The sequence below is a fragment of the Bradyrhizobium sp. SZCCHNS3016 genome (assembly GCF_032484535.1).
Taxonomy (GTDB): Bacteria; Pseudomonadota; Alphaproteobacteria; order Rhizobiales; family Xanthobacteraceae; genus Bradyrhizobium.
Genome location: NZ_JAUETE010000002.1, coordinates 566,159 through 588,778, shown reverse-complemented (window position 1 = coordinate 588,778; position 22,620 = coordinate 566,159). Strand labels below are relative to the sequence as shown.

At 64.2% G+C, this 22,620-nt stretch carries 20 protein-coding genes and 1 tRNA gene; 17 read left to right on the top strand and 4 right to left on the bottom strand.

Annotated features, from left to right (window positions below):
* The first annotated feature begins 11 nt into the window (after window positions 1–11).
* From QW881_RS06925 to QW881_RS06910, 4 genes are all read left to right on the top strand, one after another.
* Window positions 12–803 carry a hypothetical protein gene (locus tag QW881_RS06925; RefSeq protein WP_315754118.1) on the top strand — a complete coding sequence of 264 codons (792 nt, stop codon included), beginning with the start codon at window positions 12–14 and terminating at the stop codon, window positions 801–803.
* Window positions 804–961: 158 nt separating this feature from the next.
* Window positions 962–1,582 (top strand): TMEM175 family protein, encoded by a 621-nt coding sequence (locus QW881_RS06920; protein WP_315754120.1) that lies wholly within the window; start codon window positions 962–964, stop codon window positions 1,580–1,582.
* A gap of 422 nt (window positions 1,583–2,004) precedes the next feature.
* Window positions 2,005–2,078, top strand: a tRNA-Gly gene (locus QW881_RS06915).
* 99 nt (window positions 2,079–2,177) lie between these two features.
* Window positions 2,178–2,645, top strand: coding sequence for a hypothetical protein (locus QW881_RS06910; RefSeq protein ID WP_315754122.1), 468 nt, complete (start codon window positions 2,178–2,180; stop codon window positions 2,643–2,645).
* 76 nt (window positions 2,646–2,721) lie between these two features.
* On the opposite strand, the gene QW881_RS06905 is transcribed toward QW881_RS06910, so the two are convergent.
* The 3 genes from QW881_RS06905 to QW881_RS06895 all read right to left on the bottom strand — a co-directional run bounded on the left by QW881_RS06905 (window position 2,722) and on the right by QW881_RS06895 (window position 4,865).
* Entirely contained in the window at window positions 2,722–3,360 is a 639-nt protein-coding gene (locus QW881_RS06905) for a hypothetical protein (protein WP_315754123.1), read from the bottom strand.
* 141 nt (window positions 3,361–3,501) lie between these two features.
* Window positions 3,502–3,825 (bottom strand): hypothetical protein, encoded by a 324-nt coding sequence (locus QW881_RS06900; protein ID WP_315754125.1) that lies wholly within the window; start codon window positions 3,823–3,825, stop codon window positions 3,502–3,504.
* A gap of 83 nt (window positions 3,826–3,908) precedes the next feature.
* Window positions 3,909–4,865: a LysR family transcriptional regulator gene (locus QW881_RS06895; RefSeq protein WP_315754128.1), complete on the bottom strand. Its 957-nt coding sequence runs from the start codon at window positions 4,863–4,865 to the stop codon at window positions 3,909–3,911.
* A 108-nt stretch (window positions 4,866–4,973) separates the two neighbouring features.
* Between QW881_RS06895 and QW881_RS06890 the strand changes: the two genes are divergently transcribed.
* The 8 genes from QW881_RS06890 to QW881_RS06855 all read left to right on the top strand — a co-directional run bounded on the left by QW881_RS06890 (window position 4,974) and on the right by QW881_RS06855 (window position 14,198).
* Window positions 4,974–5,855 carry an NAD(P)-dependent oxidoreductase gene (locus tag QW881_RS06890; RefSeq protein WP_315754130.1) on the top strand — a complete coding sequence of 294 codons (882 nt, stop codon included), beginning with the start codon at window positions 4,974–4,976 and terminating at the stop codon, window positions 5,853–5,855.
* Window positions 5,856–5,865: 10 nt separating this feature from the next.
* Window positions 5,866–7,395: an aldehyde dehydrogenase family protein gene (locus QW881_RS06885; RefSeq protein WP_315754132.1), complete on the top strand. Its 1,530-nt coding sequence runs from the start codon at window positions 5,866–5,868 to the stop codon at window positions 7,393–7,395.
* 75 nt (window positions 7,396–7,470) lie between these two features.
* On the top strand, window positions 7,471–8,427 hold the full coding sequence (locus QW881_RS06880; RefSeq protein WP_315737556.1) for an N-carbamoyl-D-amino-acid hydrolase: 957 nt from the start codon (window positions 7,471–7,473) through the stop codon (window positions 8,425–8,427).
* Between the two features lie 303 nt (window positions 8,428–8,730).
* Window positions 8,731–10,332: an ABC transporter substrate-binding protein gene (locus tag QW881_RS06875; RefSeq protein WP_315754134.1), complete on the top strand. Its 1,602-nt coding sequence runs from the start codon at window positions 8,731–8,733 to the stop codon at window positions 10,330–10,332.
* A 15-nt stretch (window positions 10,333–10,347) separates the two neighbouring features.
* Window positions 10,348–11,289: an ABC transporter permease gene (locus tag QW881_RS06870; protein ID WP_315754136.1), complete on the top strand. Its 942-nt coding sequence runs from the start codon at window positions 10,348–10,350 to the stop codon at window positions 11,287–11,289.
* The gene (locus tag QW881_RS06865; protein ID WP_315754138.1) at window positions 11,286–12,203 is read left to right on the top strand and encodes an ABC transporter permease; all 918 of its coding nucleotides are present in this window, start codon (window positions 11,286–11,288) and stop codon (window positions 12,201–12,203) included. Before QW881_RS06870 ends, QW881_RS06865 begins: the two co-directional genes overlap by 4 nt.
* Window positions 12,204–12,237: 34 nt before the next feature.
* A complete protein-coding gene (locus QW881_RS06860; RefSeq protein WP_315754546.1) occupies window positions 12,238–13,227 on the top strand; it encodes an ABC transporter ATP-binding protein in 990 nt (329 codons plus the stop codon).
* Window positions 13,224–14,198, top strand: a complete 975-nt coding sequence (locus tag QW881_RS06855; protein ID WP_315754141.1) for an oligopeptide/dipeptide ABC transporter ATP-binding protein — start codon at window positions 13,224–13,226, stop codon at window positions 14,196–14,198. Before QW881_RS06860 ends, QW881_RS06855 begins: the two co-directional genes overlap by 4 nt.
* A 639-nt stretch (window positions 14,199–14,837) precedes the next feature.
* Here the strand turns inward: QW881_RS06855 and QW881_RS06850 are convergent.
* Window positions 14,838–15,212, bottom strand: a complete 375-nt coding sequence (locus QW881_RS06850; RefSeq protein WP_315754143.1) for a hypothetical protein — start codon at window positions 15,210–15,212, stop codon at window positions 14,838–14,840.
* Between the two features lie 663 nt (window positions 15,213–15,875).
* Here QW881_RS06850 and QW881_RS06845 point away from each other — a divergent pair.
* The 5 genes from QW881_RS06845 (at window position 15,876) to QW881_RS06825 (ending at window position 22,331) form a co-directional block, all read left to right on the top strand.
* Window positions 15,876–16,865 (top strand): AraC family transcriptional regulator, encoded by a 990-nt coding sequence (locus QW881_RS06845; RefSeq protein ID WP_315754145.1) that lies wholly within the window; start codon window positions 15,876–15,878, stop codon window positions 16,863–16,865.
* Between the two features lie 440 nt (window positions 16,866–17,305).
* Window positions 17,306–18,298 carry an AraC family transcriptional regulator gene (locus QW881_RS06840; RefSeq protein ID WP_315754147.1) on the top strand — a complete coding sequence of 331 codons (993 nt, stop codon included), beginning with the start codon at window positions 17,306–17,308 and terminating at the stop codon, window positions 18,296–18,298.
* Between the two features lie 261 nt (window positions 18,299–18,559).
* Complete coding sequence (locus tag QW881_RS06835) at window positions 18,560–19,471, top strand: AraC family transcriptional regulator (protein ID WP_315754149.1); 912 nt, start codon at window positions 18,560–18,562, stop codon at window positions 19,469–19,471.
* Between the two features lie 506 nt (window positions 19,472–19,977).
* Complete coding sequence (locus QW881_RS06830) at window positions 19,978–20,349, top strand: tRNA-binding protein (protein WP_315754151.1); 372 nt, start codon at window positions 19,978–19,980, stop codon at window positions 20,347–20,349.
* A 20-nt stretch (window positions 20,350–20,369) separates the two neighbouring features.
* Window positions 20,370–22,331 (top strand): alpha amylase C-terminal domain-containing protein, encoded by a 1,962-nt coding sequence (locus tag QW881_RS06825; RefSeq protein WP_315754153.1) that lies wholly within the window; start codon window positions 20,370–20,372, stop codon window positions 22,329–22,331.
* Window positions 22,332–22,620: the final 289 nt, after the last annotated feature.

Genomic DNA, 22,620 nt, shown 5'->3' with positions numbered 1-22,620 from the left:
CCGCAGGCGAGGTGGCCAAGGATCAGGGCAAGGACAGCGGGCCGTTCGGCGGATGCGAGCCGATCGGGTTGACGGCGTCGGGCGAGCTGGTGTTCCCGCTGGAATGCAAGAAGCTGATCAAGAAGCCGGCCGAGGCGCCCGTTGCCGAGGACAAGATCCCTGCAGACGACAAGACCGCGTCGGTCAATCCCGGGCCGTCCGTTCCGAGCCAGGCTGCCAGCGCCGACATTTCGGCCGGTGCCGAGGTCAAGCCTGTCGCGGCTGCGGAGGCGGCTGCGACGACATCCGCCGCCTCGGCTGAGCCGAAGCAGGCCGCAGTTACGGACAAGCAGGATGCGGCTCCGAAGGCCGCCGCAGCAGAGCCAGTCGCCGGCAAGCCGTCCCTGACCAAGCCGTCCGTGAAATCGCCGTCGACGGCGGCGGCAGCGACCAAGCCGTCCTCTGCCAAGCCGTCCTCCGCCAAGACGGCCGCGGCCAATCCGCCCGCGACGACGCCATCCCCAGCCAGGGCCTCATCGGGCAAGCCGTCATCCGGCAAGGCGGCCCAGGCGCAGGCCGTTGTGGTCGCCGTCAGGGATGCAGCGGTCAAGGATGGCGGCAGGACATCGCGCATGGTCGCTAGCCGGCCGATGATCGTGATGGCGAGGCCTGCGGCCGCAACCCCGACCGCGGCCCGGCAGCATCCGGAGGACAAGCCCCGGCTGCGCACAGCGGGTGTGCCGGCCTGCGTCCAGTTCCGCAGCTACAATCCGGCGACCCGCAGCTATCGCGGCTTCGATGGCCACATCTATGCGTGCCGGTGAGGGCTGACGCTCGATCGCCGGTTGTGGTCTGGAGGGTGGCGAGTGACGTGACTGCTGCCGCCCAAGGGCGGCAGCGAGGTCGGGCGGTGCGGCGCCGGAGCTGCTATAGAACGTGAGTCTTCATCTCCGTTCCCCGCCGCGGTCGCTTCCGATTCGACATGACAGAGCCTCAGTCCCACCTGTTCGAGATGCGCCGGCTGGAATCGCTGTCCAACACCATCTTCGGTGTGGCAATGACGCTTCTCGCCTACGACCTGCCGAAGCCCAATTTCGCGCATATGCCCGGCTGGATCGACTTGGCGCATACCTATTCCGGCCGTCTCGCCGGGCTGGTCCTCAGCTTCATCATCGCCGGCGTGTTCTGGATCAGCCACCACCGACGGCTGGCCCGGCAGCCGTTCGCGGGCCGGCCCGTGGTCATCCTGAATCTGTTCTTCCTGTTGTCGATCGTGCTGCTGCCGGTGACCAACGGGCTCTACGGCGGCTACAGGCTGAGCAGCGCGGTGGCCGTCCTCTATGGCTTGCATCTGACGATCATTGCGTCGCTGAACGCCGCGCTGTGGTGGCTCGCGCTTCCAAGCGGCCGCCATGCCGAGATCGCCGGCGCGATCTTTCCCGTCATCGTGTTCGTGCCGGGCATCGTGATCGCAGCGCTTGCACCGGAGTACGTGCAGTATTTCTGGATGCTCGGCTTCGGCGGCTTCCTGGCGCGGCGGTTCATCCGCAGTGAGCCGGCGCCCCCGGCACCGTCCGCCGGGGAACGGGCGGAGGTGCCATAAAAAACGCGGCGAGCCGTGAGACCCGCCGCGCTTCCGTTCTTGAACTCGCTGGTCCAGGGCCGAGACCGCCCCGTTGCCAAGCCGCGATGGCGCAATCCGCTGACGAATCACGCCCTCAAACGTCGCTCATGAAGAGCCGCTCAGCGGGCGATCCCAGCGAGGTGACAGCGCTTGGTGAAAGACACTGGATCACCTCCTTTCGTTGTTGATGGTCACGCCAATATAGGACGGTCCGGGCGGCGAGGGTAGGGGGCAGATTACGGAACCGGGCCGCCGCCGGCGTGCCGCGCCGCGGTCTCGGTGTCGTGCGCTGCCATCGCTTCGGGCCGTTCCATCAGGCCCGATCCGGGACCCATCCGCTTCGAAACCCCGCCCCGAAGAGGTTGAGACCCGCCGCGGACCATGTTAGGGAACGCCGTGATGCGGGTGTAGCTCAATGGTAGAGCAGCAGCCTTCCAAGCTGAATACGAGGGTTCGATTCCCTTCACCCGCTCCAGTATTTTCAGCCACTTAGCCAAAGGTAGGTTCTCTTTGGTGGCAAGTATGGTGGCAACCATTTTACCTGACGATTCATTTTCAAATAGAACACTGACCCATGAGAATCATGCTGGACAGTAATGTGCATGATCTGGTTGCGGCCGATCAGGTTGTGATCGGAGCGATTCAGGAGCCCATCGCGGACGGTCAATTGACGCTCGTTAGCACCCACGTTCAGCGCGATGAGCTGTCGCTGGCTCCAGAGCCGAAGCGCGCTGCTTTGCTGGAGATATACGGACTGGCTGGGAAGGTATCGACAACCGGCGCAATTTGGGACGTTTCAGAGTGGGATGAATGCAGTTGGGGCAGCAATGCAGTCAACGCCTCAATCGTGGCGCACATGGCAGGAAATACGAAGCACGCGGAAGACGCGCTGATAGCTGCAACGGCTGCGGACGAGTCTGATGTTTTGGTAACAAACGAAACCCGGCTCGCCGCAAGAATTCATCGCGCCGGGTTTGCGGTCAAGGTTTGGTCGTGGAGTGAATTCGTCGGGTGGTTGACTGTTTGCCGGCCCGAACTGTGACCTCTTACTTGTTAGCCGTCACCACCGCTGCGTCAACGCCAGCCAGCATGACGCCGCACTAGATTTGGCCTGGTCGCTACGAACTCCACGTCAGCCCTTTAGCTGGTAGCCAACCTTCCCAATCCGGAGGCAGTTGGGAATAGCTCGCTTGTTTTCTGTAGCTCCCAACGACGGGTATCAGGTTGTCGCAGGAGCAGAACTTGTCGACGACAGCTTCCTTGATGGCATGAGCGGCTCTCTTTCCCAGTCTGGCTTCTTCGCTGCGGAACCTTGTCCAAAGCAAGACTTCGATGAACTCATGGACGAGAACGCTGTTGAAATCCAATCCCTTCATTTCCGGATAGCTTACGACCAATCGCGGCGCCATCGATGCGCCATTGTGCGACCCGCCCGGACCAAACTTGGTGACATGGACGCGCACGACCTTTGGCAACTGTCGCGTAAGCTGCGCAACGAAATCGGAAGCAAATCGATCCTCCACCCGCCGCCATGACTGCACGACGCGCTCCAAACTGGCGCCCGGCAAGTCGTGACGCACGATCGCGTCGCGCAGTCTCTCATCTGAAAACTGAGCTATACCTTGCTCGATCTCCGCTTTGAGTGCATCTGGCCAGGTCACATCATATTTCTCGGTTCGAAAGAATTCGAGATTTCCAAGTTGGAAGCGGACGTGGGAGGCCTCGTCTTCGATCGTTGAAGAAAAGCGGAACTCCATGATGGCTACCTTCGTGAAACGCCGGTTGAACGACCGTCGACCGGAGCCGACGTGCCCCGATGCAAGGGTTCAATTCCCTCTATTTCAAAGATTTCCAGCTCCGAGAAGCCGTTGCAGCGTCGGTCACATTGGCCGAATCGCCTAGTCGCAAGAGACGCGGTTGCCCATCCGCCGGCACGTCCTGCCGTCGCTGAAGTAGGTCGTGTTTCCGATCGTATGCGCCGACGTGCCGTCGCTGTAGTAGGTGTGATTGCCGATCTGCTGCGAGCTGCTGCCGTCGTTGTTGTAGGTGAAGCGCCCGATCTGCTGTGACGAGGAGCCGTCGTTCCAATAGGTGTTGTTGCCGATCCGCTGCCCCGAGGTCCCGTCGTCGCACAGGATCTGGTTGCCGATGAACTGGCAGGTCTCGGCCTGGGCCGCTGTCGCCGCCCACAGGCCGAACGCGATCGCGAGAACGTTGCGCATGAGGTCGATTCCCGAAGTTGCAACATCCAATCGCAACCCACGTGCGAGCGCAACGGAAAACGATCCGCGGTGATCTGCGCGGATCAACGTCCGGCGCCGCGCGTCCTGGTCTTGCCGGCGGCTCCGCCGACCCGGAACGCCCGCATCTGGCCACTCAGGAAGCGCAGCAGGTGACCGGCGGCATGCGGCAGCTCGCGGCCGCGCCGGGTGATGACGCAGGCTTCGCTCGAGGCCAGCAGGCGGTTGTCGACCGGCACGGCAGCGAGTGAGCCGTCGGCAAGATCGGCGGCGATCGAGAAGGCGGGCAAGAGCGTCAGGCCGAGGCCGCTCTTGACGAAGTGGCGGAGCACGTTGATCGAGCTGGTGGTCAGCTTCGGCGACAGAGCGATACGTTCGGCGGCCTCCGCCATCGCCACGATCTGGCGCGTGCCGTAGCTCGGATGCATCAGTCCGAGCGGGTGGTCGGCGAGCTCGCGCAGGCGCAAGGGACGGCCGAGCCGCGCCAGCGCATGATCCGGCGGCATGATCGCGCACAGCGGCTGCCGGCTCGCGGTCGCGACGCGGATGCGCGGATCGGCGCCCGGATTGAACACCAGCCCGATGTGATGGCGATCCTCGGCAACGGCATTGACGACCTCGTTGGTGCCGGCGAGATCGAACGCCATGGTGAGGTCGGGATGGCGCTGCCAGAACCGGCCGAGCGGGCCGGACATCAGGTCGCTGACGAAACCCTCGCCGAGCACGATGTCGACATGGCCGCGCTTGAGCCCCTGCAATTCGCGCAACTTCGCGACGGTGTCGGCTTGGTCGGCCTGCCATTGCCGGAAGCGCTCGACCAGCAGCGCACCGGCCTCGGTGGCGCGGATGCCGCGGCTGAGACGCTCGAGCAGGGTCAGGCCGAGCTCCTTCTCCAGCAGTGCGATCTGCCGGCTGATCACCGACGCGTTGACGTCGAGTGCTTCGGCGGCGGCGCGCACCGAGCCGAGGCGGATCGCCTCGTGCAGATAATGCAGGCGGTGGTGATCGAGCAGGGCGGACATGGCTTCGGAAACTGTTGACCTCAGGTCAACACTAATGGCGGAGGGCGCTGATGTCTGCCTCGGAATCGTGCGGCTACGCTGCCGAGGCAAATCCTGGCAGGAGGCCTCGTGACCCCGATCGGCATCATCGGACTTGGCAAGATGGGGCGCGGCATGGCGCTGACGCTGAAGGGCGCCGGCTTTGCCGTCACCGGCTATGACGCGCTCGCCGCGACGCGAACGGCGCTGGCGGCCGAGGGCATCGCGATTGCCGACGGCATCGGCGGCGTGATCGCCGCCGCCGACATCGTGATCCTTTCACTGCCGACCGCCGGCATCGTCGCCGATGTCGTGGAGGGCGCCGGCGGCATCCTCGCGCATGCCAGGCCCGGCGTCGTCATCGTCGACACCTCGACCTCGCATCCCGAGACCTCGCGCCGGCTCGCAGCCCTTCTCAAGGCGCGCGGCATGGGCTTCGTCGATGCGCCGGTCAGCGGCGGGCCGAAGGGCGCGGCGTCGGGCACCATGACCATGGTGATCGGCGCCGACGGCGATGATCTTGCGCGCGTGCTGCCGGTGCTGGAGCGGATGAGCGCCAAGCGCGTCCATGTCGGCGGCGTCGGCGCCGGCAACGTCGCCAAGATCGTCAACAATCTCCTCTGCGCCGCGCACCTGCTCACCGCCGCGGAGGCGCTGCGCATCGCCGATGCGGCGGGCGTCGATGCCGAGCGGCTGCTGGAAGGTCTGAATGCCGGCTCGGGCCGCTCCGGCGTCACGCTCGTCAACGTGCCCAATTGGATTCTCAACGGCGCCTTCGATTCCGGCTTCACCATGCAACTGATGCGCAAGGACGTCAGGCTCGCGGCGCAGCTCATCGGTGAGCTCGGACTGTCGCTGCCGATGGCCGCCGACACCGCGCGCATCTGGGCGGACAGCGCCGCCAGCATTGCCGACACTGATGATTTCAACCGCATCGTCGAGCTGCAGCTCGGTTCGATGGCGAAGCCGTGAGCCTGCCGCCATGACCCATTTCATCGATCCCCGCCTGCGCGCCGCGACGCTGCCGTTCTGGCCTGACTTGGAGGCCGTCGGCTCCCATGTCGGCGGTGACCTCATCGTCGGCGATGGCGCGACGGTCTCGGTGAATGATCCCGCCACCGGCAGATTGCTGCTCACCTATGCCGATGCCGGTGTCGACGTGGCGGCAAAGGCGGCGGCTGCTGCTGAGGCGGGGCAGGCGGAGTGGGCGAATCTGACCGCCGCGGGCCGCGGCCGCGTGATGCAGGCGGTGGCACGGGCGATCCTCGCCGCGGCCGAGCCGCTGGCGCATTTGGAAGCACTGTCCGCCGGCAAGCCGATCCGCGACACCAGGGGCGAGGTCGCCAAGGTCGCGGAGATGTTCGAGTACTATGCCGGCTGGGCCGACAAATTCCACGGCGACGTCATCCCGGTGCCTTCAAGCCATCTCAACTACACGCGTCGCGAGCCGATGGGCGTGGTGCTGCAGATCACGCCGTGGAATGCGCCAATCTTCACCGCGGGCTGGCAGATCGCGCCCGCCATCAGCATGGGCAATGCGGTGCTGCTGAAGCCGTCGGAGCTGACGCCGCTGACGTCGCTGGCGCTGGCAAGCATCGCCGAACGCGCGGGCCTGCCGAAGGGCGTCGTCAACGTGCTCGCCGGCTTCGGCCACACCACGGGCCAGGCCGCGCTGGGCCAGCCTGCGGTCAAGAAGGTCGTGTTCGTCGGTTCGGTACCGACCGGGCGGCTGATCGGCGAGGCTGCGGCGCGCAGGCTGTTGCCGTCGGTGCTCGAGCTCGGCGGCAAGTCCGCCAACATCGTGTTCGCCGATGCCGATCTCGAACGCGCCGCCGTCGGCGCGCAGGCCGCGATCTTCGGCGGCGCCGGACAGAGCTGCGTCGCCGGCTCCAGGCTGCTGGTGCAGAGCGCGGTCTATGACCGCTTCGTCGATCTGGTCGCGAAAGGCGCGGCGAAGATCAGATGCGGCGATCCGCTGTCGGCGGACACCGAGATCGGTCCGATCAACAACGCCAAGCAATATGATCACGTGCTGTCGATGATCCGCGAAGGCGCGGCCGAGGGGGCCGAGGTCGTCGCTGGCGCAACTGGCGTGGCGCAGGACGGCGGATATTTCGTCAAGCCGACCGTGCTCAAGAACGTCACCAACGCCATGCGCATCGCGCGCAAGGAGGTGTTCGGTCCGGTCGTCGCCGCGATCCGCTTCGACACCGAGGCGGAGGCGATCGCGATGGCCAATGACAGCGAGTTCGGCCTCGCGGGCGCGGTGTGGACCAGGGATGTCGCGCGCGCGCATCGCGTCGCTGCACAGGTCAAGGCCGGGACGTTCTGGATCAACGCCTACAAGACCATCAACGTCGCCTCGCCGTTCGGCGGCTACAACAACAGCGGCCATGGCCGTTCCTCCGGCGTCGAGGCGCTCTACGAATACACGCAGGTGAAGAGCGTGTGGGTCGAGACCGCGGCCGAGCCGGCCGTGGCGTTCGGCTACGCGCCGGGCTTGCGCGATTGAGCGGGCATGGCATGATCGGTGCAAGAGCTGCGCGCCACGGAACGATCACTTAGTTCCGAAATAAGGAACGGAAACATGCCGCGCTTCGTCAACGTTGCCATTGGTCAGCTCGGCCCGATTGCCAAGAATGAAACACGCACCGCGGTGGTTGCGCGACTGATGGCGTTGATGCGGCAGGCGCACGCCAATGGCTGCGACCTGATCGTCTATCCCGAGCTGGCGCTGACGACGTTCTTCCCGCGCTGGTACATGGCCGATCAGGCCGAGATCGACCTCTATTTCGAGCGCGAGATGCCGGGGCCGGAGACGCAGGCCTTGTTCGCGCTCGCAAAGGATCTGCGCATCGGCTTCTGCCTGGGTTATGCCGAGCTGACGGTCGAAGACGACATCGTGCACCGCTACAACACGGCCATTCTCGTCGACAAGACCGGCGCGATCGTCTCGAAATACCGCAAGGTGCATCTGCCGGGACATGCCGAGCACGAGCCGTGGCGCAAGTTCCAACATCTGGAAAAGCGCTATTTCGAGCCGGGCAAGAGCTTCGGCGTCGCCAGCGCCTTTGGCGGCGTCATCGGCATGGCGATCTGCAACGATCGCCGCTGGCCCGAGACCTATCGCGTGATGGGGCTGCAGGGCGTCGAGATGGTGCTGATCGGCTACAACACGCCGGTGCACAATCCGCCCGCACCGGAGCATGACGACCTTTCGCTGTTCCACAACCGCCTGGTGATGCAGTCCGGTGCCTATCAGAACGGCACCTGGGTCATCGGCGTCGCCAAGGGTGGCATCGAGGAGGGCATCGATCACATCGCCGGCAGCTGCATCATCGCGCCCTCGGGCGAGATCGTCGCGGCCTGCGCCACCAAGGGCGACGAGATCGCGCTGGCGCGCTGTGACCTCGATTTGTGCAGATCCTATAAGCAGACGATCTTCAATTTCGACGTCCACCGCCAGCCGCAGGCTTACGGCATGATCGTCGAGCGCAAGGGCGAGCGGCTGATGGCGGATGGTTCGCCGGTGCGCAAGCCGTGATGCGGCCAGCTGGCACACTGCGTAGGGTGGGCAAAGGCGCAGCCGTGCTGTTTCCAAATGTGAGACCGCAATGGCGCCGTGCCCACCGTCTTGCGGCGGAGTGTGTGGCGCGATGGTGGGCACGGCGCTACGGTGACCTCGGACGTGGAGAGATTATCGCATCGCCTTTGCCCACCCTACGGCACCATCGGTCTTGCGCCTCATGCCTCATTTGCGTTCAAATGAATCCCCTTCGCGCGCATGGCATGGGCCTTGCTTACAATTTCGGCAATTGAACTTGGGCATGTTGCATCAGGAGAGAACATGGATCGCAGAACGGTATTGAAGGGTTTGGCGGGCGCGGGTGGCTTGGCGCTGACGGGGTTTGCGGCGCCGGCGATCGCACAAGGCGCTGCCGCACGCACCTTGCGTTTTGTTCCACAGGCCAATCTCGCCAATTTCGATCCGATCTGGGGCACGCAATATGTCGTGCGCAACGCGGCCGCGATGGTGTGGGATACGCTGTACGGCATCGACGACCAGTTCGTGCCGCAGCGCCAGATGGTGGAATCCGAGCAGGTGTCCGATGACGGCCTGACCTGGACCTTCAAGCTGCGTCCCGGCCTGAAATTCCACGACGGCGAGCCGGTGCTCGCCAAGGACGTCGTCGCCAGCCTCACGCGCTGGTCGGCGCGCGATCCGATGGGTCTGATGCTGAAGGCGCTGCAGAACGAGCTCACGGCCGTCGACGACAAGACCTTCAAATGGGTGTTGAAGCAGCCTTATCCGAAAATGCTGTTCGCGCTCGGCAAGGGCAATGCGCCCTGCGCCTTCATCATGCCCGAGCGCATTGCGCAGACCGACCCGTTCAAGCAGATGTCGGAATATGTCGGCTCTGGCCCGTTCAAGTTCGTCAAGGGCGAGTGGGTGCCGGGCGCCAAGGCCGTGTTCGAGAAGTTCACCGACTACGTGCCGCGCCAGGAGAAGCCGGTGTGGCTCGCCGGCGGCAAGCAGGTGCTGGTCGATCGCGTCGAATGGGTGATCATGCCGGATCCCGCGACCGCGGCCGCCGCGTTGCAGAACGGCGAGGTCGACTGGTGGGAGAACCCGATCACCGATCTCGTGCCGGTACTGAAGGGCAACAAGAACATCGGCGTCGACATCGGCGATCCCCTGGGCAATGTCGGCTCGTTCCGCATGAACCACCTGCATGCGCCGTTCAACAACGTGAAGGCGCGCCAGGCGATCCTGATGGCGATGAGCCAGGAAGATTATATGCGCGCGCTGGTCGGCGACGACAACGCGCTGTGGAAGCCGCTGCCCGGCTTCTTCACGCCGGACACGCCGCTCTATACCGAGGCGGGCGGCGACATCCTCAAAGGCAAACGCGATTTCGCGGCGGCCAAGAAGCTGCTCGAGGAGGCCGGCTATAAGGGTGAGCCGATCACCTGCGTCGTCGCGCAGGACCAGCCGATCACCAAGGCGTTCGGCGACGTTACCGCCGATCTCCTGAAGAAGCTCGGCATGACCGTCGACTTCGTCGCCACCGATTGGGGCACCGTCGGCGCCCGCCGCGCGCAGAAGACGCCGCCTTCGCAAGGCGGCTGGCACATGTTCCACACCTGGCATGCGGGCGCGGACTGCATCAATCCGGCGGCCTACACCGCGCTGCGCGCCAATGGCGACAAGGCCTGGTTCGGCTGGCCGACCAGCGAGCCCGTGGAAAAGGAGATCACCAACTGGTTCGCCGCCAAGTCGCTCGACGAGGAGAAGGCGGTTGCTGCGCGCATCAACAAGGCCGCGCTCGACGACGTCGTGTTCGCGCCGACCGGCTTCTTCCTCGGCTACACCGCGTGGCGCAAGAACGTCTCCGGCGTGACCAAGGGGCCGATCCCGCTGTTCTGGGGCGTGTCGAAGACGGCGTAAAGCGAAAGACGTCTCATGCTCGCTTATGCGCTCCGACGAGTCCTGTCGACGCTGCCGGTGATGGCGATCGTCGCGCTGTTCGTCTTCAGCCTGCTGTACATCGCGCCGGGCGATCCGGCCGTTGTCATCGCAGGCGACCAGGCGAGCCCGGCCGACGTCGAGCGCATCCGCGCCAATCTCGGACTGGACCAGCCATTCCTGGTCCAGTTCGGCAGTTGGGTGTGGCGTCTGCTGCACTTCGATCTGGGCACCTCGATCTTCACCAACCTGCCGGTGTCGGCCCTGATCGCCCAGCGGATCGAGCCGACCTTGTCGCTGATGATGGTGACTTTGGTCCTCACCATCATCGTCGCGGTGCCGCTCGGCGTCATCGCGGCGTGGAAGGCAGGGACGTGGATCGACCGCATCATCATGGCTTTTGCCGTGTTCGGCTTCTCGGTGCCGGTGTTCGTGGTCGGCTACATCCTGGCCTACGTGTTCGCGCTGAAGTTCGACTGGCTTCCGGTGCAGGGCTACACGCCGCTCGCGCAAGGCGTCTGGCCGTGGCTGCAGAACCTGATCCTGCCGGCGGTCGCGCTCGGCTGCGTCTACATCGCGCTGATCGCGCGCATCACCCGCGCCGCGATGCTCGAGGTGCTGCAGCAGGACTATATCCGCACCGCCCGCGCCAAGGGGCTGGGGCAGGGCGGCATCCTGTTCATTCATGCGCTGAAGAATGCCGCAGTGCCGATCGTCACCGTGGTCGGCATCGGCATCGCGCTTCTGATCGGCGGCGCCGTCGTCACCGAAAGCGTGTTTGCGATCCCTGGTCTCGGCCGGCTCACCATCGATGCAATCCTGCGCCGTGACTATCCGGTGATCCAGGGCATCGTGCTGCTGTTCAGCTTCGTCTACGTGCTCGTCAATCTCCTGATCGACATCACCTACACCCTGGTCGACCCGAGGATCCGCTATTGACCGCCACGACCTCCACATCGCCGCCGCCGGGCCTCGTCCTCGCCCCTGTTCTGCCCGACCTGATGGTTGCGCCGAAGATCCGGCGCGGCGCCATCGGCTTCCTGCGCAACCATCCGACGGTGGCGATCGGCGGCGCGCTGCTGCTGCTGCTCGTCATCATCGGCGTGTTCGCGCCATTCCTCTTCACCGTCGATCCCACCGCGATCGCGCCGGCCAAGCGCACGCGGCTGCCGTCGGCGGATTTCTGGTTCGGCACCGATGCGCTCGGCCGCGACATCTATTCGCGCGTGCTCTATGGCACCCGTGTCTCGCTCACGGTTGGCCTCGCGGTGGCGCTTGGCGCCTCCTTGATCGGGCTCACCATCGGCCTCGTCGCCGGCTTCGTGCGCTGGGCCGATGGCGTGCTGATGCGCTGCATGGACGGGCTGATGTCGATCCCGCCGATCTTGCTGGCGGTGGCGCTGATGGCGCTGACGCGCGGCAGTGTCGGCAACGTCATCCTCGCCATCACCATTGCCGAGATCCCGCGCGTCGCGCGGCTCGTGCGCGGTGTCGTCTTGAGCTTGCGAGAGCAACCCTATGTCGATGGCGCCGTCGCCTCGGGCACGCGCACGCCGATGGTCATCCTGCGCCACATCCTGCCGAACACGACCGCGCCGATGCTGGTGCAGGCGACCTACATCTGCGCCAGCGCCATGATCACCGAGGCGATCCTCTCCTTCATCGGCGCCGGCACGCCGCCGACCATCCCGTCCTGGGGCAACATCATGGCCGAAGGCCGCGCGCTGTGGCAGGTCAAGCCCTACATCGTGTTCTTCCCCGCCGCGTTCCTCTCGGTGACCGTGCTCGCCGTCAATCTCGTCGGCGACGGCCTCCGCGACGCGCTCGACCCGCGCATGGCGAAGAGCCCATGAGCAGCGCAGTCAGAGATCGCCGGGAGCTCAAATGATGCCATTGCTCGAGGTCGAGAATCTGCAGGTGCATTTCCGCACCCCCACCGGCATCAACCGCGCCGTCGACGGCGTGTCGTTCCACGTCAATCCCGGCGAGACGCTCGCCATCGTCGGTGAATCCGGCTGCGGCAAGTCGGTCACGTCGATGTCGATGATGCGCCTGATCCCGGAGCCGCCCGGCAAGATCGCCGGCTCCATCCGCCTCGAGGGCAGGGAGATCCTGACGCTCTCCGACCGCGAGATGCGCGCGCTTCGCGGCAACGACATCTCGATGATCTTCCAGGAGCCGATGACCAGCCTCAACCCGGTGCTGACGGTCGGCCGCCAGATCGGCGAGACCTTGCGGCTGCATCAGGGGCTCGACCAGGCGCAGGCGGAGGCGCGCGCGGTGGAGATGCTGACCCTGGTCGGCATCCCCGAGCCGGCACGGCGCGTGCGCGAATATCCGCATCAGCTCTCCGGCGGCATGCGCCAGCGCGTGATGATCGCGATGGCGCTGGCCTGCAATCCAAAGCTCCTGATCGCCGACGAGCCGACCACCGCGCTCGACGTCACCATCCAGGCGCAGATCCTCAAGCTGATGCTGGAACTGAAGCAGCGCGTCGGCGCGGCGATCATCCTGATCACCCATGATCTCGGCGTCGTTGCCGAGGTCGCCGAGCGGGTGATGGTGATGTATGCGGGCCGCAAGGTCGAGGAAGCGCCGGTGAGGGAACTGTTCCGCAGCCCCCGCCATCCCTACACGCAGGGCCTGCTCGGCGCGCTGCCGAAGCTCGGCTCGTCGCTGTCGGGCGAGATCAAGCGGCTCGCGGAGATTCCCGGCCAGGTGCCGGACCTCAAGCAGCGCATCGAGGGCTGCGTGTTCGCCGGCCGCTGCGCGCTCGCCACCGATGTGTGCCGGCAATATGCGCCGGGGCTGGAGCAGAAGGCACAGCATCACGTCGCCGCCTGCCACTACGCCGCCAAGGAGCAGGCCGCCGCATGAGCGCTCCCTTGCTGCAGGTCAACGACCTCAAGAAGCATTTTCCGATCCGCAGCGGCCTGTTCGGGCGGGCCAAGAGCCGCGTGCACGCTGTCGACGGCGTGTCGTTCGAGATCGCGAAGGGCGAGACGTTGTCGCTGGTCGGCGAATCCGGCTGCGGCAAGTCCACCGTCGGCCGCGCCATCCTGCGGCTATTCGACATCACCGCCGGACAGATCGTGCTCGACGGCCTGCGCATCGACGATCTCGGCCCGCACCGCCTGCGCGAGATGCGCCGCCGCGTGCAGGTCGTGTTCCAGGATCCGTTCTCCAGCCTCAATCCGCGGATGCGCATCCGCGACATCCTCGCCGAGCCGATCAACAATTTCGGCCTCGCGAAGACCGCCGCCGAGCGCGATGCGCGCATCGCCGAACTGATGGACATCGTCCGGCTGCCGCGCGACGCGGTGAGCCGCCGTCCGCACGAATTCTCCGGCGGCCAGCGCCAGCGCATCGGCATTGCGCGGGCGCTCGCCGCCAAGCCCGACCTGATCGTCTGCGACGAGGCGGTGTCGGCGCTCGACGTCTCCGTCAAGGCGCAGATCGTCAACCTGCTGCAGGATTTGCAGCGCGAGTTCGGCCTCGCGCTCCTCTTCATCAGCCACGACCTCGCCATCGTTGAGCACATGACGCACCGCGTCGCCGTGATGTATCTCGGCCGCATCGTCGAGCTCGCCCCCAGACGGCAGATCTTTGCGTCCCCCGGCCATCCCTACACCAGGGCGCTGCTCTCAGCCGTGCCGGTGCCGGAGCCGGACGCTGCGCGCAATCCCATCATCCTCAAGGGCGACGTCCCGAGCCCGGTCAACCCACCCAAGGGCTGCCGCTTCCACACTCGCTGCCCTCTCGCCTTCGACCGCTGCCGCAGCGAGGTCCCGGAGCTCAGGCTGAAGGGCGAGGACCAGTGGGTGGCGTGCCATCTGGAGAATGCGTAGTTGTAGTAGCGTGGGTGGGCAAAGGCGCTACGCGGCGAGAGCCGCGAAGCGACGTGCCCACCGCCCGGTGCGAATGACCGCTTGACGCGCGAGACCGCCGCCCCAATCGTCATTGCGAGCGCAGCTCGCAATGACGGGGGAGAGATGGTGCGTTTCTCGCGCGGATATGGGTGCAGCGCGTAGCCCGCATGAAGCGACAGCCGGCGCGCGGGACGCGCGTCGGCGCGAGCGACATGCGGGGTCTTACGTGCCGTGTCAGCGAACCCGGATGTCGCTGCGCTCGTCCGGGCTAGGTGGCGACTGAACGAAACTTCGACGGCATGCGGCATCGCTGCGCCGCGCGTCGTCGCTGCAGATCATGTCTTGAGGAATGGTACCGCAGCCGCGCGCGGTTGCGACCAGGCTTCGACTCACTGGGTGCGGCTCTCGCCCGCTTCAGACTGCAAGCGACCGATCGAATTTCGTCCAGCAGAACGTCGCAAAGCGCGATCTGCGACAACAGGGTGTCCTCTGTCGATTGGCGTGACGTCGGCCGATCGAACCGCAGCTTTGCTGTGCGGATTCTGCTTAGCGATTTCAATGCCGCCTGATTGGACAGGTTGCCGTCTCGAATATCGGTCATTTTTTTCTGCACCACGACTACACCAGACCCGCCGCATCAGGACCGATTTGGTTCAAAGCAATCGGTATGCCACGAAGGGGGCCGGGAGCGGACAACGCGACCTTGCGGGTTCCTCCGGCGTCTGCAAAGCAGCGCCCAGGGACATCAATTGGCGGTTTGCAGTCGGTTCCGAATTTAGAACCTGGCACGTTGAGTTGACGCTTTGCGTGCCTGATTGGCAACTTATCGCTTTTGGTCGAGCGATTGGCGACCTGCTGATAACGTATTGCAGTCGTGCCGGACTGGAAGATGATCGCTGTGCCCGGCGAGGGGATGACCTGGTGCACTGCCACTGAACTGGTAATCCCTACAAGATAAGTAATAGAATGCAACGTGACCGTCTTGATAAGCATGATAAGGACTCACCTCATATCGCCTCATATCGACAGGCGTGTGGACGTTGCCAGGCTCGCGTTGTGACAAGGTCATAAGTTCATCGCTTCGGTGACCTGCTTCGCAAGATCGAGTATCTCAAGCGCCCAGCGTCGACGGTTGGGCGGCGCTTGTCTTGATCACCTAATCCCCATTCCCTCAAAGCCGTCGAGCAGCACGCGAACGACGCCCGCTCAAGCTTGAGAGCCAATCATGAGGACTGTGTCCCATAGGAAACGTGAGACACTGGCGGTGTGTCAGTGGGCAGGATGATCACCGCCTCGTCCAGCACGGACCTCATGAGTTCCACGTCGTCGGGCCGAAATACTGGTCCCGTGCCGCCACATTCGTCTCCTCTCTTGCGGCCGCAGAGAAGACCTGCGGCCTGTTCATCTCAACGAGATTGAAGCGCGTCGCGCGGCGATTTTGAAGTCATTCTCAAGTCCAATCTCTGCAAACTTTGCTCAGAATTAGCTGCATCACTAGCCAATTACCCTTTCGAATTAACATGTGAGAAACGGGAACCTGATGGAACCGCGGCGCCTGCCGCCTGACGAAGGTGTTTCGGAGGTTGACTTGGATCAGCCCGGAAGACGTACGCTCCATTATTCACAAAAGCCATATAAGTGGGGACCGATCCTCCGATGAACCTCGACCGATCCGTGAGCCTGCTGAGCCGCGCTCCCGTCATTCGTACAGACGATCCGGAGGCGATGGAGCACGCGTTGCGTACGGTCTACGGGGCAACTGGCTTCGCAGTCTCCAAAGCAGATGGCTTCCAGGGGGGCAACTACCTTCAGCTTGCGAGCATCGGTCTCGGCTTTTGTGCATATGGCGGCGCAAGGTCAGTCGTCGAGTTCCCGGAGAGCGACTTCGCGCGCCTGCAAATTGGCCTCAAAGGCAGCGCTGTGACCATTCTAAATGGCACGACGATCGCGATAACCGAGCGGCAGTCCTGCATAGTTGCGCCGGGAGAGCCCAACAAGATTGTGTTCGAGCCAGGTTATGAGCAGCTCATTCTTCGAATAAGCGCGAGGGCGTTGGAGCAGACATTGACGACGCTGCTTGGTGCAAAGCCAGCCGGTGTCCTCAAGTTTGATCCCATAGCGGCTGCGGTGCAGCCGAACGCGCTGGTTTTGCGCGATCTGGCGATGTTTCTCGCTCATCAGTTGGATACGACGGCTACAGAGCTGCCACGCACTGTGCTCGTCGAACTGGAGCAGGCTCTCATCGTTTCCTTCCTGTCGGCTCGCCGCCACAATTTCAGCGAGCTGTTGGAGAGAGCCGAAAAGGACGTCGCGCCGCGCATCGTCCGGCTGACCGAAGAGTATATCGAGGCCTCTTGGGGGCGCGCCATCACGATCGAGGAGCTGGCATCGCAGACAGGCGTCAGCATCCGCGCGCTCTATGCTGCGTTTAAGAAAAGCCGAGGATACTCTCCGACGGCGTTTGCAATAACGGTGCGATTGCGACGGGCAAAGCAGATGCTCTCGGGGGCAGATCAGCGCACCTCCGTCTCTGCAGTCGCCTTCGATTGCGGCTTCGGAAATCTCGGACACTTCGCAAGAGATTATCGCAACACGTTCGGTGAGCTTCCATCCGAAACTCTGTTGCGCTCGCGACGCGCCGCCTAGCTCGCCTTACAGAAGCGTCGGTCAGGACCATTCCCAATAGCGCTGGGGCAGCGGCGAAGCAAAGCGCGGGTCGCCAACTCAAGCTGAGAGCCAATCATGATGACGCTGTCCGACTGCGGCGAGGCGCCAAGAAGCGGGTCAGGTCTTTCGAATATTCTCGTCTCGTAGAAAGCGCCGCGCTTTTCAACTTGTTCGGGTCACGTTCACCTGACGTCGCTGCTGGATACGCGTAGCGAGCTTCAGCTTCATGGCGGATATTCTCTCGAGGGTAGGCGGGAGGGTTGCCGCGTCGTCCAGCGCAGACCTCATGAGATGAGGCCAAGTAGTAATCTGGAAGGAAATTGAAGCGCATCGATGAAGAAGATGGAACCGCGACACCTCGCCGCTGACCGGTGTTTTCCCGGAGTATCAGTTCGGTCAAACCGAGGTACCATCTTCCGATGAACCTAGATCAATCCGTAAGCCTGCTGAGCCGCGCTCCCGTCATTCGTACAGACGATCCGGAGGCGATGGAGCACGCGTTGCGTACCGTCTACGGGGCAACTGGCTTCACAGTCACCAAGCCAGATGGCTTCCTGGGGGTGGGCAACTACCTTCGGCTTGCGAATATCGGCCTTGGCTTTTGTTCATATGACGGGGGAACGTCGGTCGTCAAGTTCCCGGAGGGCGACTTCGCGCGCCTGCAAATTGGCGTCAAAGGCAGAGCTTTGACCGTTCTAAATCGCACGGCGATCGCGATAACTGAGCGGCAGGCCTGTATAATTCCGCCGGGTGAACCGATCAGGATTGTGTTCGAGCCAGGTTATGCGCAGCTCATTCTTCGAATAAGTACGGGGGCGCTGGAAAGGTCGTTGACGACGCTCCTGGGCGCAAAGCCGGCTGGCGTCCTCAGGTTCGATCCCATGGCGGCTGCGGTGCAGCCGAACGCTCTGGTTTTGCGCGATCTGACGATGTTCCTCGCTCATCAGCTGGATGCGACGGCTACAGAGCTGCCACGCGCGGTGCTGGCCGAACTGGAGCAGGCTCTCATCGTTTCCTTCCTGTCGGCTCACCGCCACAATTTCAGCGAGCTGTTGGAGAGAGACGAAAAGGACGTCGCGCCGCGGATCGTTCGGCTGACCGAAGAGTATATCGAGGCCTCTTGTGGGCGCGCCATCACGATCGAGGAACTGGCATCGCAGACAGGCGTCAGCATCCGCGCGCTGTATGCGGCGTTTAAGAAGAGCCGCGGATACTCTCCGACGACGTTTGCAAAAACGGTGCGATTGCGACAGGCAAAACAGATGCTCTCGAGGCCAGATCAGCGCACCTCCGTCTCTGCAGTCGCCTTCAATTGCGGCTTCGGAAATCTCGGACACTTCGCAAGAGACTATCGCGCCATGTTCGGTGAGCTTCCATCCGATACTCTGTCGCGCTCGCGTCGCGCCGCCTAGCTCGCCTTATAGAAGCGTCGGCCAGGACCATTCCCAAGAGCGCTGGGGCAGCAGCAAAGGTCGCTCAGAAACTGGAACCTCAAGCTATATCGGCGATGAAGAAGATCGAGCTGCGGCACCTCGCCGCTGACCGGGTTTTTCCCGGTTTTGAGTTTGATCAATCTGAGATAGTATCTTTCGATGAACTTGGACAGATCCGTAAGCCTCCTGAGCCGCGCTCCCGTCATTCGTACAGACGATCCGGAGGCGATGGAGCACGCGTTGCGTACGGTCTACGGGGCAACTGGCTTCGCAGTCACCAACAAAGATGGCTTCCAGGGGGTGGGCAACTACCTTCGGCTTGCGAATATCGGCCTTGGCTATTGTGCATATGGCGGGGCGAGGGCGGTCGTCAAGTTCCCGGAGAGCGACTTCGCGCGCCTGCAAATTGGCCTCAAAGGCAGCGCTTTGACCGTTCTGAATCGCACGGCGATCGCGATAACCGAGCGGCAGTCCTGCATAGTTGCGCCTGGCGAACCCAACAGGATTGTGTTCGAGCCAGGTTATGAGCAGCTCATTCTTCGAATAGGCGCGAGGGCGTTGGAGCAGACATTGACGACGCTGCTCGGCGCAAAGCCAGCCGGTGTCCTCAAGTTTGATCCCATAGCGGCTGCGGTGCAGCCGAACGCTCTGGTTTTGCGCGATCTGGCGATGTTCCTCGCTCATCAGTTGGATGCGGCGGCGACAGAGCTGCCACGCACGGTGCTCGTCGAACTGGAGCAGGCTCTCATCGTTTCCTTCCTGTCGGCTCACCGCCACAACTTCAGCGAGCTGTTGGAGAGAGCCGAAAAGGACGTCGTGCCGCGCATCGTCCGGCTGGCCGAAGAGTACATCGAGGCATCTTGGGACCGCGCCATCACGATCGAGGAGCTGGCATCGCAGACAGGCGTCAGCGTCCGCGCGCTCTACGCTGCGTTCAAGAAGAGCCGCGGATACTCGCCGATGGCGTTTGCGAAAACGGTGCGATTGCGACGGGCAAAGCAGATGCTCTCGGGGCCAGATCAGCGCACCTCCGTCTCTGTAGTCGCCTTCAATTGCGGCTTCGGAAATCTCGGACACTTCGCAAGAGACTATCGCGACATGTTCGGTGAGCTTCCATCCGAAACTCTGTCGCGCGGGCGGCGCGCCGCCTAGCTCGCCTGACAGAAGCGTCGGCCAGGACCCATTCCCAAGAGCGCCGGGGCCGGCAACGCGCGGTGGGCAGGTTGTGCCCGGCGAAGCTTGCTGATGATGTCCAGTATTCGCAGCCAGGCTGGGCCTCCGTGCTGTGTCTGGAGGCAAAGCGACCGAACTGCGACATTATGGGCGACGTGTCATAATCATCGCGCTCGGCGGCGGACATGCTGCAGGGCGGGTCAAGGCGTGCACGCGACGATTCGCCGGATAGCGACATTCCATGGCGATTCACGCACCTCCCGCTCGGCGATGCGGGGCAGCGGCACCCCCGATTGCCCAGCCTGCGATTGAAGGCTTCGCACCCTGCGACCGGCCTGCCACACCAATACAGCCAATCGTCCATATGCCGTGCCGTCGCTGGGCGGGTGCATTGTCAGGAGCCCTTATGGCGATTAAAGATTCCGACCCAGACCGCGTCGGCACCGCAAGCCTTCCCGCGCGGTCGCGCGTTCGATGAGGCCGCCATGCATCTTGCCCATGATCCCACAGCGCCGGCGGCAGCAGGGATCAGCTTCGACCAGTTCCTGGCCGTCGACATCCGCGTCGGCACCATCGTCGCGGCCGAGCCCTATCCGGAGGCGCGCAAGCCGTCGCTGAAGCTGACCATCGATTTCGGGCCCGGCATCGGCACCAGGCGCTCCAGCGCCCAGATCGCCACGCTCTACGATCCAGCCACGCTGATCGGCCGCCAGGTCGCCGGCGTCGTCAATTTCCCGCCGCGCCAGATCGGCAAGTTCATGTCCGAGGTGCTGACGCTCGGCTTTCCCGATGAACAGGGCAACGTCGTGCTGTTCCAGCCCGACAAGAGCGTGCCGAACGGCGCGCGGCTGTTCTGACGCGCGGAGAGCCGACCGCCATGGATATGCTGCTCGAACCTGTTACGCTGCCGCCGTTCCCCGAAGGCCTCAGGATTTCGCTCAGGCAGATGCATCTTCTCCAGGCTCCCATGGGCGGCACCCTGGTGACCGGCGGCGCTACCTTCCGCGTGTTCGCGCCGCATGCCAAGGCGGTCTACGTCTCCGGCCCGTTCAACGACTGGGCGCAGGACGCGAGCTGCCGCCTGGCGCCGATCGGCAACGGCCATTGGGCGATCTTCATCCCCGGCCTGAAGGACGGCGACGCCTACATGTACTTCGTCGAAGGCGAGGGCACCTCGGGCTACAAGCGCGATCCGCATGCGCGGCTCTTGACCGTCGATCCGCCGTTCCCGCAATCGCATTCGGTGCTGCGTAATCCCAACGCGTTTCCCTGGCACGACACCGCGTTCACACCGCCGCCTTATAGCGAGCTCGTGATCTACCAGCTCCACGTCGGCACCTTCGACATGAAGGCGGGCAATCCCGACGGCTGCTTCTTCGACGTGATCGAGCGCGTGCCGCACCTGGCGAAGCTCGGCATCAACGCCGTCGAGCTGCTGCCGGTGCAGGAATTCCCGACCATGTTCAGCATGGGCTACAACGGCACCGACCTGTTCAGCCCGGAAACCGACTATGGCGAGGCCGAGGAGGCGCATCTCGCCGCCTATGTCGCCCGCACCAATGAGATCCTGGTCGCGGCTGGCGCGGCGCCTTACGCCGGCGTCGACACCGTGCGTCATTGCGACGACCAACTGCGCGCCTTGATCGACGTCTGTCATGTCCATGGCATCGCGGTGCTGTTCGACGTCGTCTACAACCACGCCGGCGGCGGCTTTGACGAGAACAGCATCTGGTTCTTCGACCGTCAGGCCTATGGCGATCCCAACCGCAGCCTGTACTTCACCGACCAGGGCTGGGCCGGCGGCCAGGTGTTCGCCTATTGGAACGCCGACGTGCGGCAGTACCTCGTCGACAATGCCGTGATGCTGTACCGCGAGTACCACGCCGACGGCCTGCGCTTCGACGAGGTCAGCGTGATGGACCGCTTCGGCGGCTGGGCGACCTGCCAGCAGCTCACCGAGGCGCTGCGCGCCGAGAAGCCCGACGCGTTTCAGATCGCCGAATACTGGCCGGTGAACCCGTGGGTGGTCAGGGACATCGCACAAGGTGGCGCCGGCTTCGACGCGACCTGGAGCGACGGCCTGCGCCTTGCCGTGCGCGGCGCCATCGCCAGTGCGGCCGGAGGCGCCGGCGCTGCCGTTGCGATGCAGCCGATCGCCGCGGCGATCGCCGATCTCAGCCTCGACAAGCGCTGGTGCGCGGTGAACTCGATCGAGAACCACGACATCGTCTATGCCGGCCGCGAGCCGCGCATCCCGCGCCTCGCCGATCCTATCGACAGCCGCTGCTGGTATGCGCGCAGCCGCAGCCGGGTCGCCACGGGCCTGTTGCTGACCGCGCCGGGCATCCCGATGCTGTTCATGGGCCAGGAACTGTTCGAGGACAGACCATGGAGCGACACGCCGAACCCCGACACGACGATCAGTTGGGCGCTGCTCGACGGCGAGGACAAGATCACCGCCGATGCGATGCGCTTTACCAGCGAACTGATCGCGATCCGCCGCACCCATCCGGCGCTGACCGCCGAAGGCTGCGCCATCGTCCACGTCCATGACGGCAACCGCGTGCTCGCCTTTCACCGCTGGGATGGCCAGGGCGACGACGTCGTCGTGATCGTGAGCCTGAGCGAGACGCCATGGCGCGACTACGCCATCGGCTTTCCGGCGGCCGGGCAGTGGAAAGAGGTGTTCAACAGCGACGTCTACGACAATTGGGTCAATCCGGGCGTCGTCGGCAACAATGGCGCTGTGATCGCAGGCGGCCCGGCGCTGCACGGCCAGCCGTGCTCGGCGATGGTGACGATCCCGGCGAACGGCGTGCTGGTGTTTGCGCGGGCGTGACGGCCGTAGGGTGGGCAAAGGCGCAGCCGTGCTCTGTCCACGACCGGGATCGGGATTGCGCCCTGCGCACCATCTTCGCCGTCGAGCTCGCCGATCCACGATGGGCACGCTGCCGCCTTCGGCGGCCGCTTTGCTCACCCTACGGCCGCGCGCCCGCAGCGACGACATGTGGAAGATGGACGCTTGGTCTTTCTCCGTCATTGCGAGCGCAGCGAAGCAATCCAGAATCTTTCCGCAGAGACAGTCTGGATTGCGTCGCTGCGCTCGCAATGACGCGGCAAGAGCACGT

What these genes read in the sequence shown, in the direction of transcription:
- QW881_RS06885 (WP_315754132.1), top strand. Translation starts at nt 5,866, where the DNA reads ATGACCCATTTCATCGATCCCCGCCTGCGCGCCGCGACGCTGCCGTTC.
- QW881_RS06825 (WP_315754153.1), top strand. Translation starts at nt 20,370, where the DNA reads ATGGATATGCTGCTCGAACCTGTTACGCTGCCGCCGTTCCCCGAAGGC.
- QW881_RS06910 (WP_315754122.1), top strand. Translation starts at nt 2,178, where the DNA reads ATGAGAATCATGCTGGACAGTAATGTGCATGATCTGGTTGCGGCCGAT.
- QW881_RS06845 (WP_315754145.1), top strand. Translation starts at nt 15,876, where the DNA reads ATGAACCTCGACCGATCCGTGAGCCTGCTGAGCCGCGCTCCCGTCATT.
- QW881_RS06830 (WP_315754151.1), top strand. Translation starts at nt 19,978, where the DNA reads ATGCATCTTGCCCATGATCCCACAGCGCCGGCGGCAGCAGGGATCAGC.
- QW881_RS06850 (WP_315754143.1), bottom strand. Translation starts at nt 15,212, where the DNA reads ATGCTTATCAAGACGGTCACGTTGCATTCTATTACTTATCTTGTAGGG.
- QW881_RS06840 (WP_315754147.1), top strand. Translation starts at nt 17,306, where the DNA reads ATGAACCTAGATCAATCCGTAAGCCTGCTGAGCCGCGCTCCCGTCATT.
- QW881_RS06855 (WP_315754141.1), top strand. Translation starts at nt 13,224, where the DNA reads ATGAGCGCTCCCTTGCTGCAGGTCAACGACCTCAAGAAGCATTTTCCG.
- QW881_RS06905 (WP_315754123.1), bottom strand. Translation starts at nt 3,360, where the DNA reads ATGGAGTTCCGCTTTTCTTCAACGATCGAAGACGAGGCCTCCCACGTC.
- QW881_RS06920 (WP_315754120.1), top strand. Translation starts at nt 962, where the DNA reads ATGACAGAGCCTCAGTCCCACCTGTTCGAGATGCGCCGGCTGGAATCG.
- QW881_RS06900 (WP_315754125.1), bottom strand. Translation starts at nt 3,825, where the DNA reads ATGCGCAACGTTCTCGCGATCGCGTTCGGCCTGTGGGCGGCGACAGCG.
- QW881_RS06895 (WP_315754128.1), bottom strand. Translation starts at nt 4,865, where the DNA reads ATGTCCGCCCTGCTCGATCACCACCGCCTGCATTATCTGCACGAGGCG.
- QW881_RS06875 (WP_315754134.1), top strand. Translation starts at nt 8,731, where the DNA reads ATGGATCGCAGAACGGTATTGAAGGGTTTGGCGGGCGCGGGTGGCTTG.
- QW881_RS06860 (WP_315754546.1), top strand. Translation starts at nt 12,238, where the DNA reads ATGCCATTGCTCGAGGTCGAGAATCTGCAGGTGCATTTCCGCACCCCC.
- QW881_RS06880 (WP_315737556.1), top strand. Translation starts at nt 7,471, where the DNA reads ATGCCGCGCTTCGTCAACGTTGCCATTGGTCAGCTCGGCCCGATTGCC.
- QW881_RS06870 (WP_315754136.1), top strand. Translation starts at nt 10,348, where the DNA reads ATGCTCGCTTATGCGCTCCGACGAGTCCTGTCGACGCTGCCGGTGATG.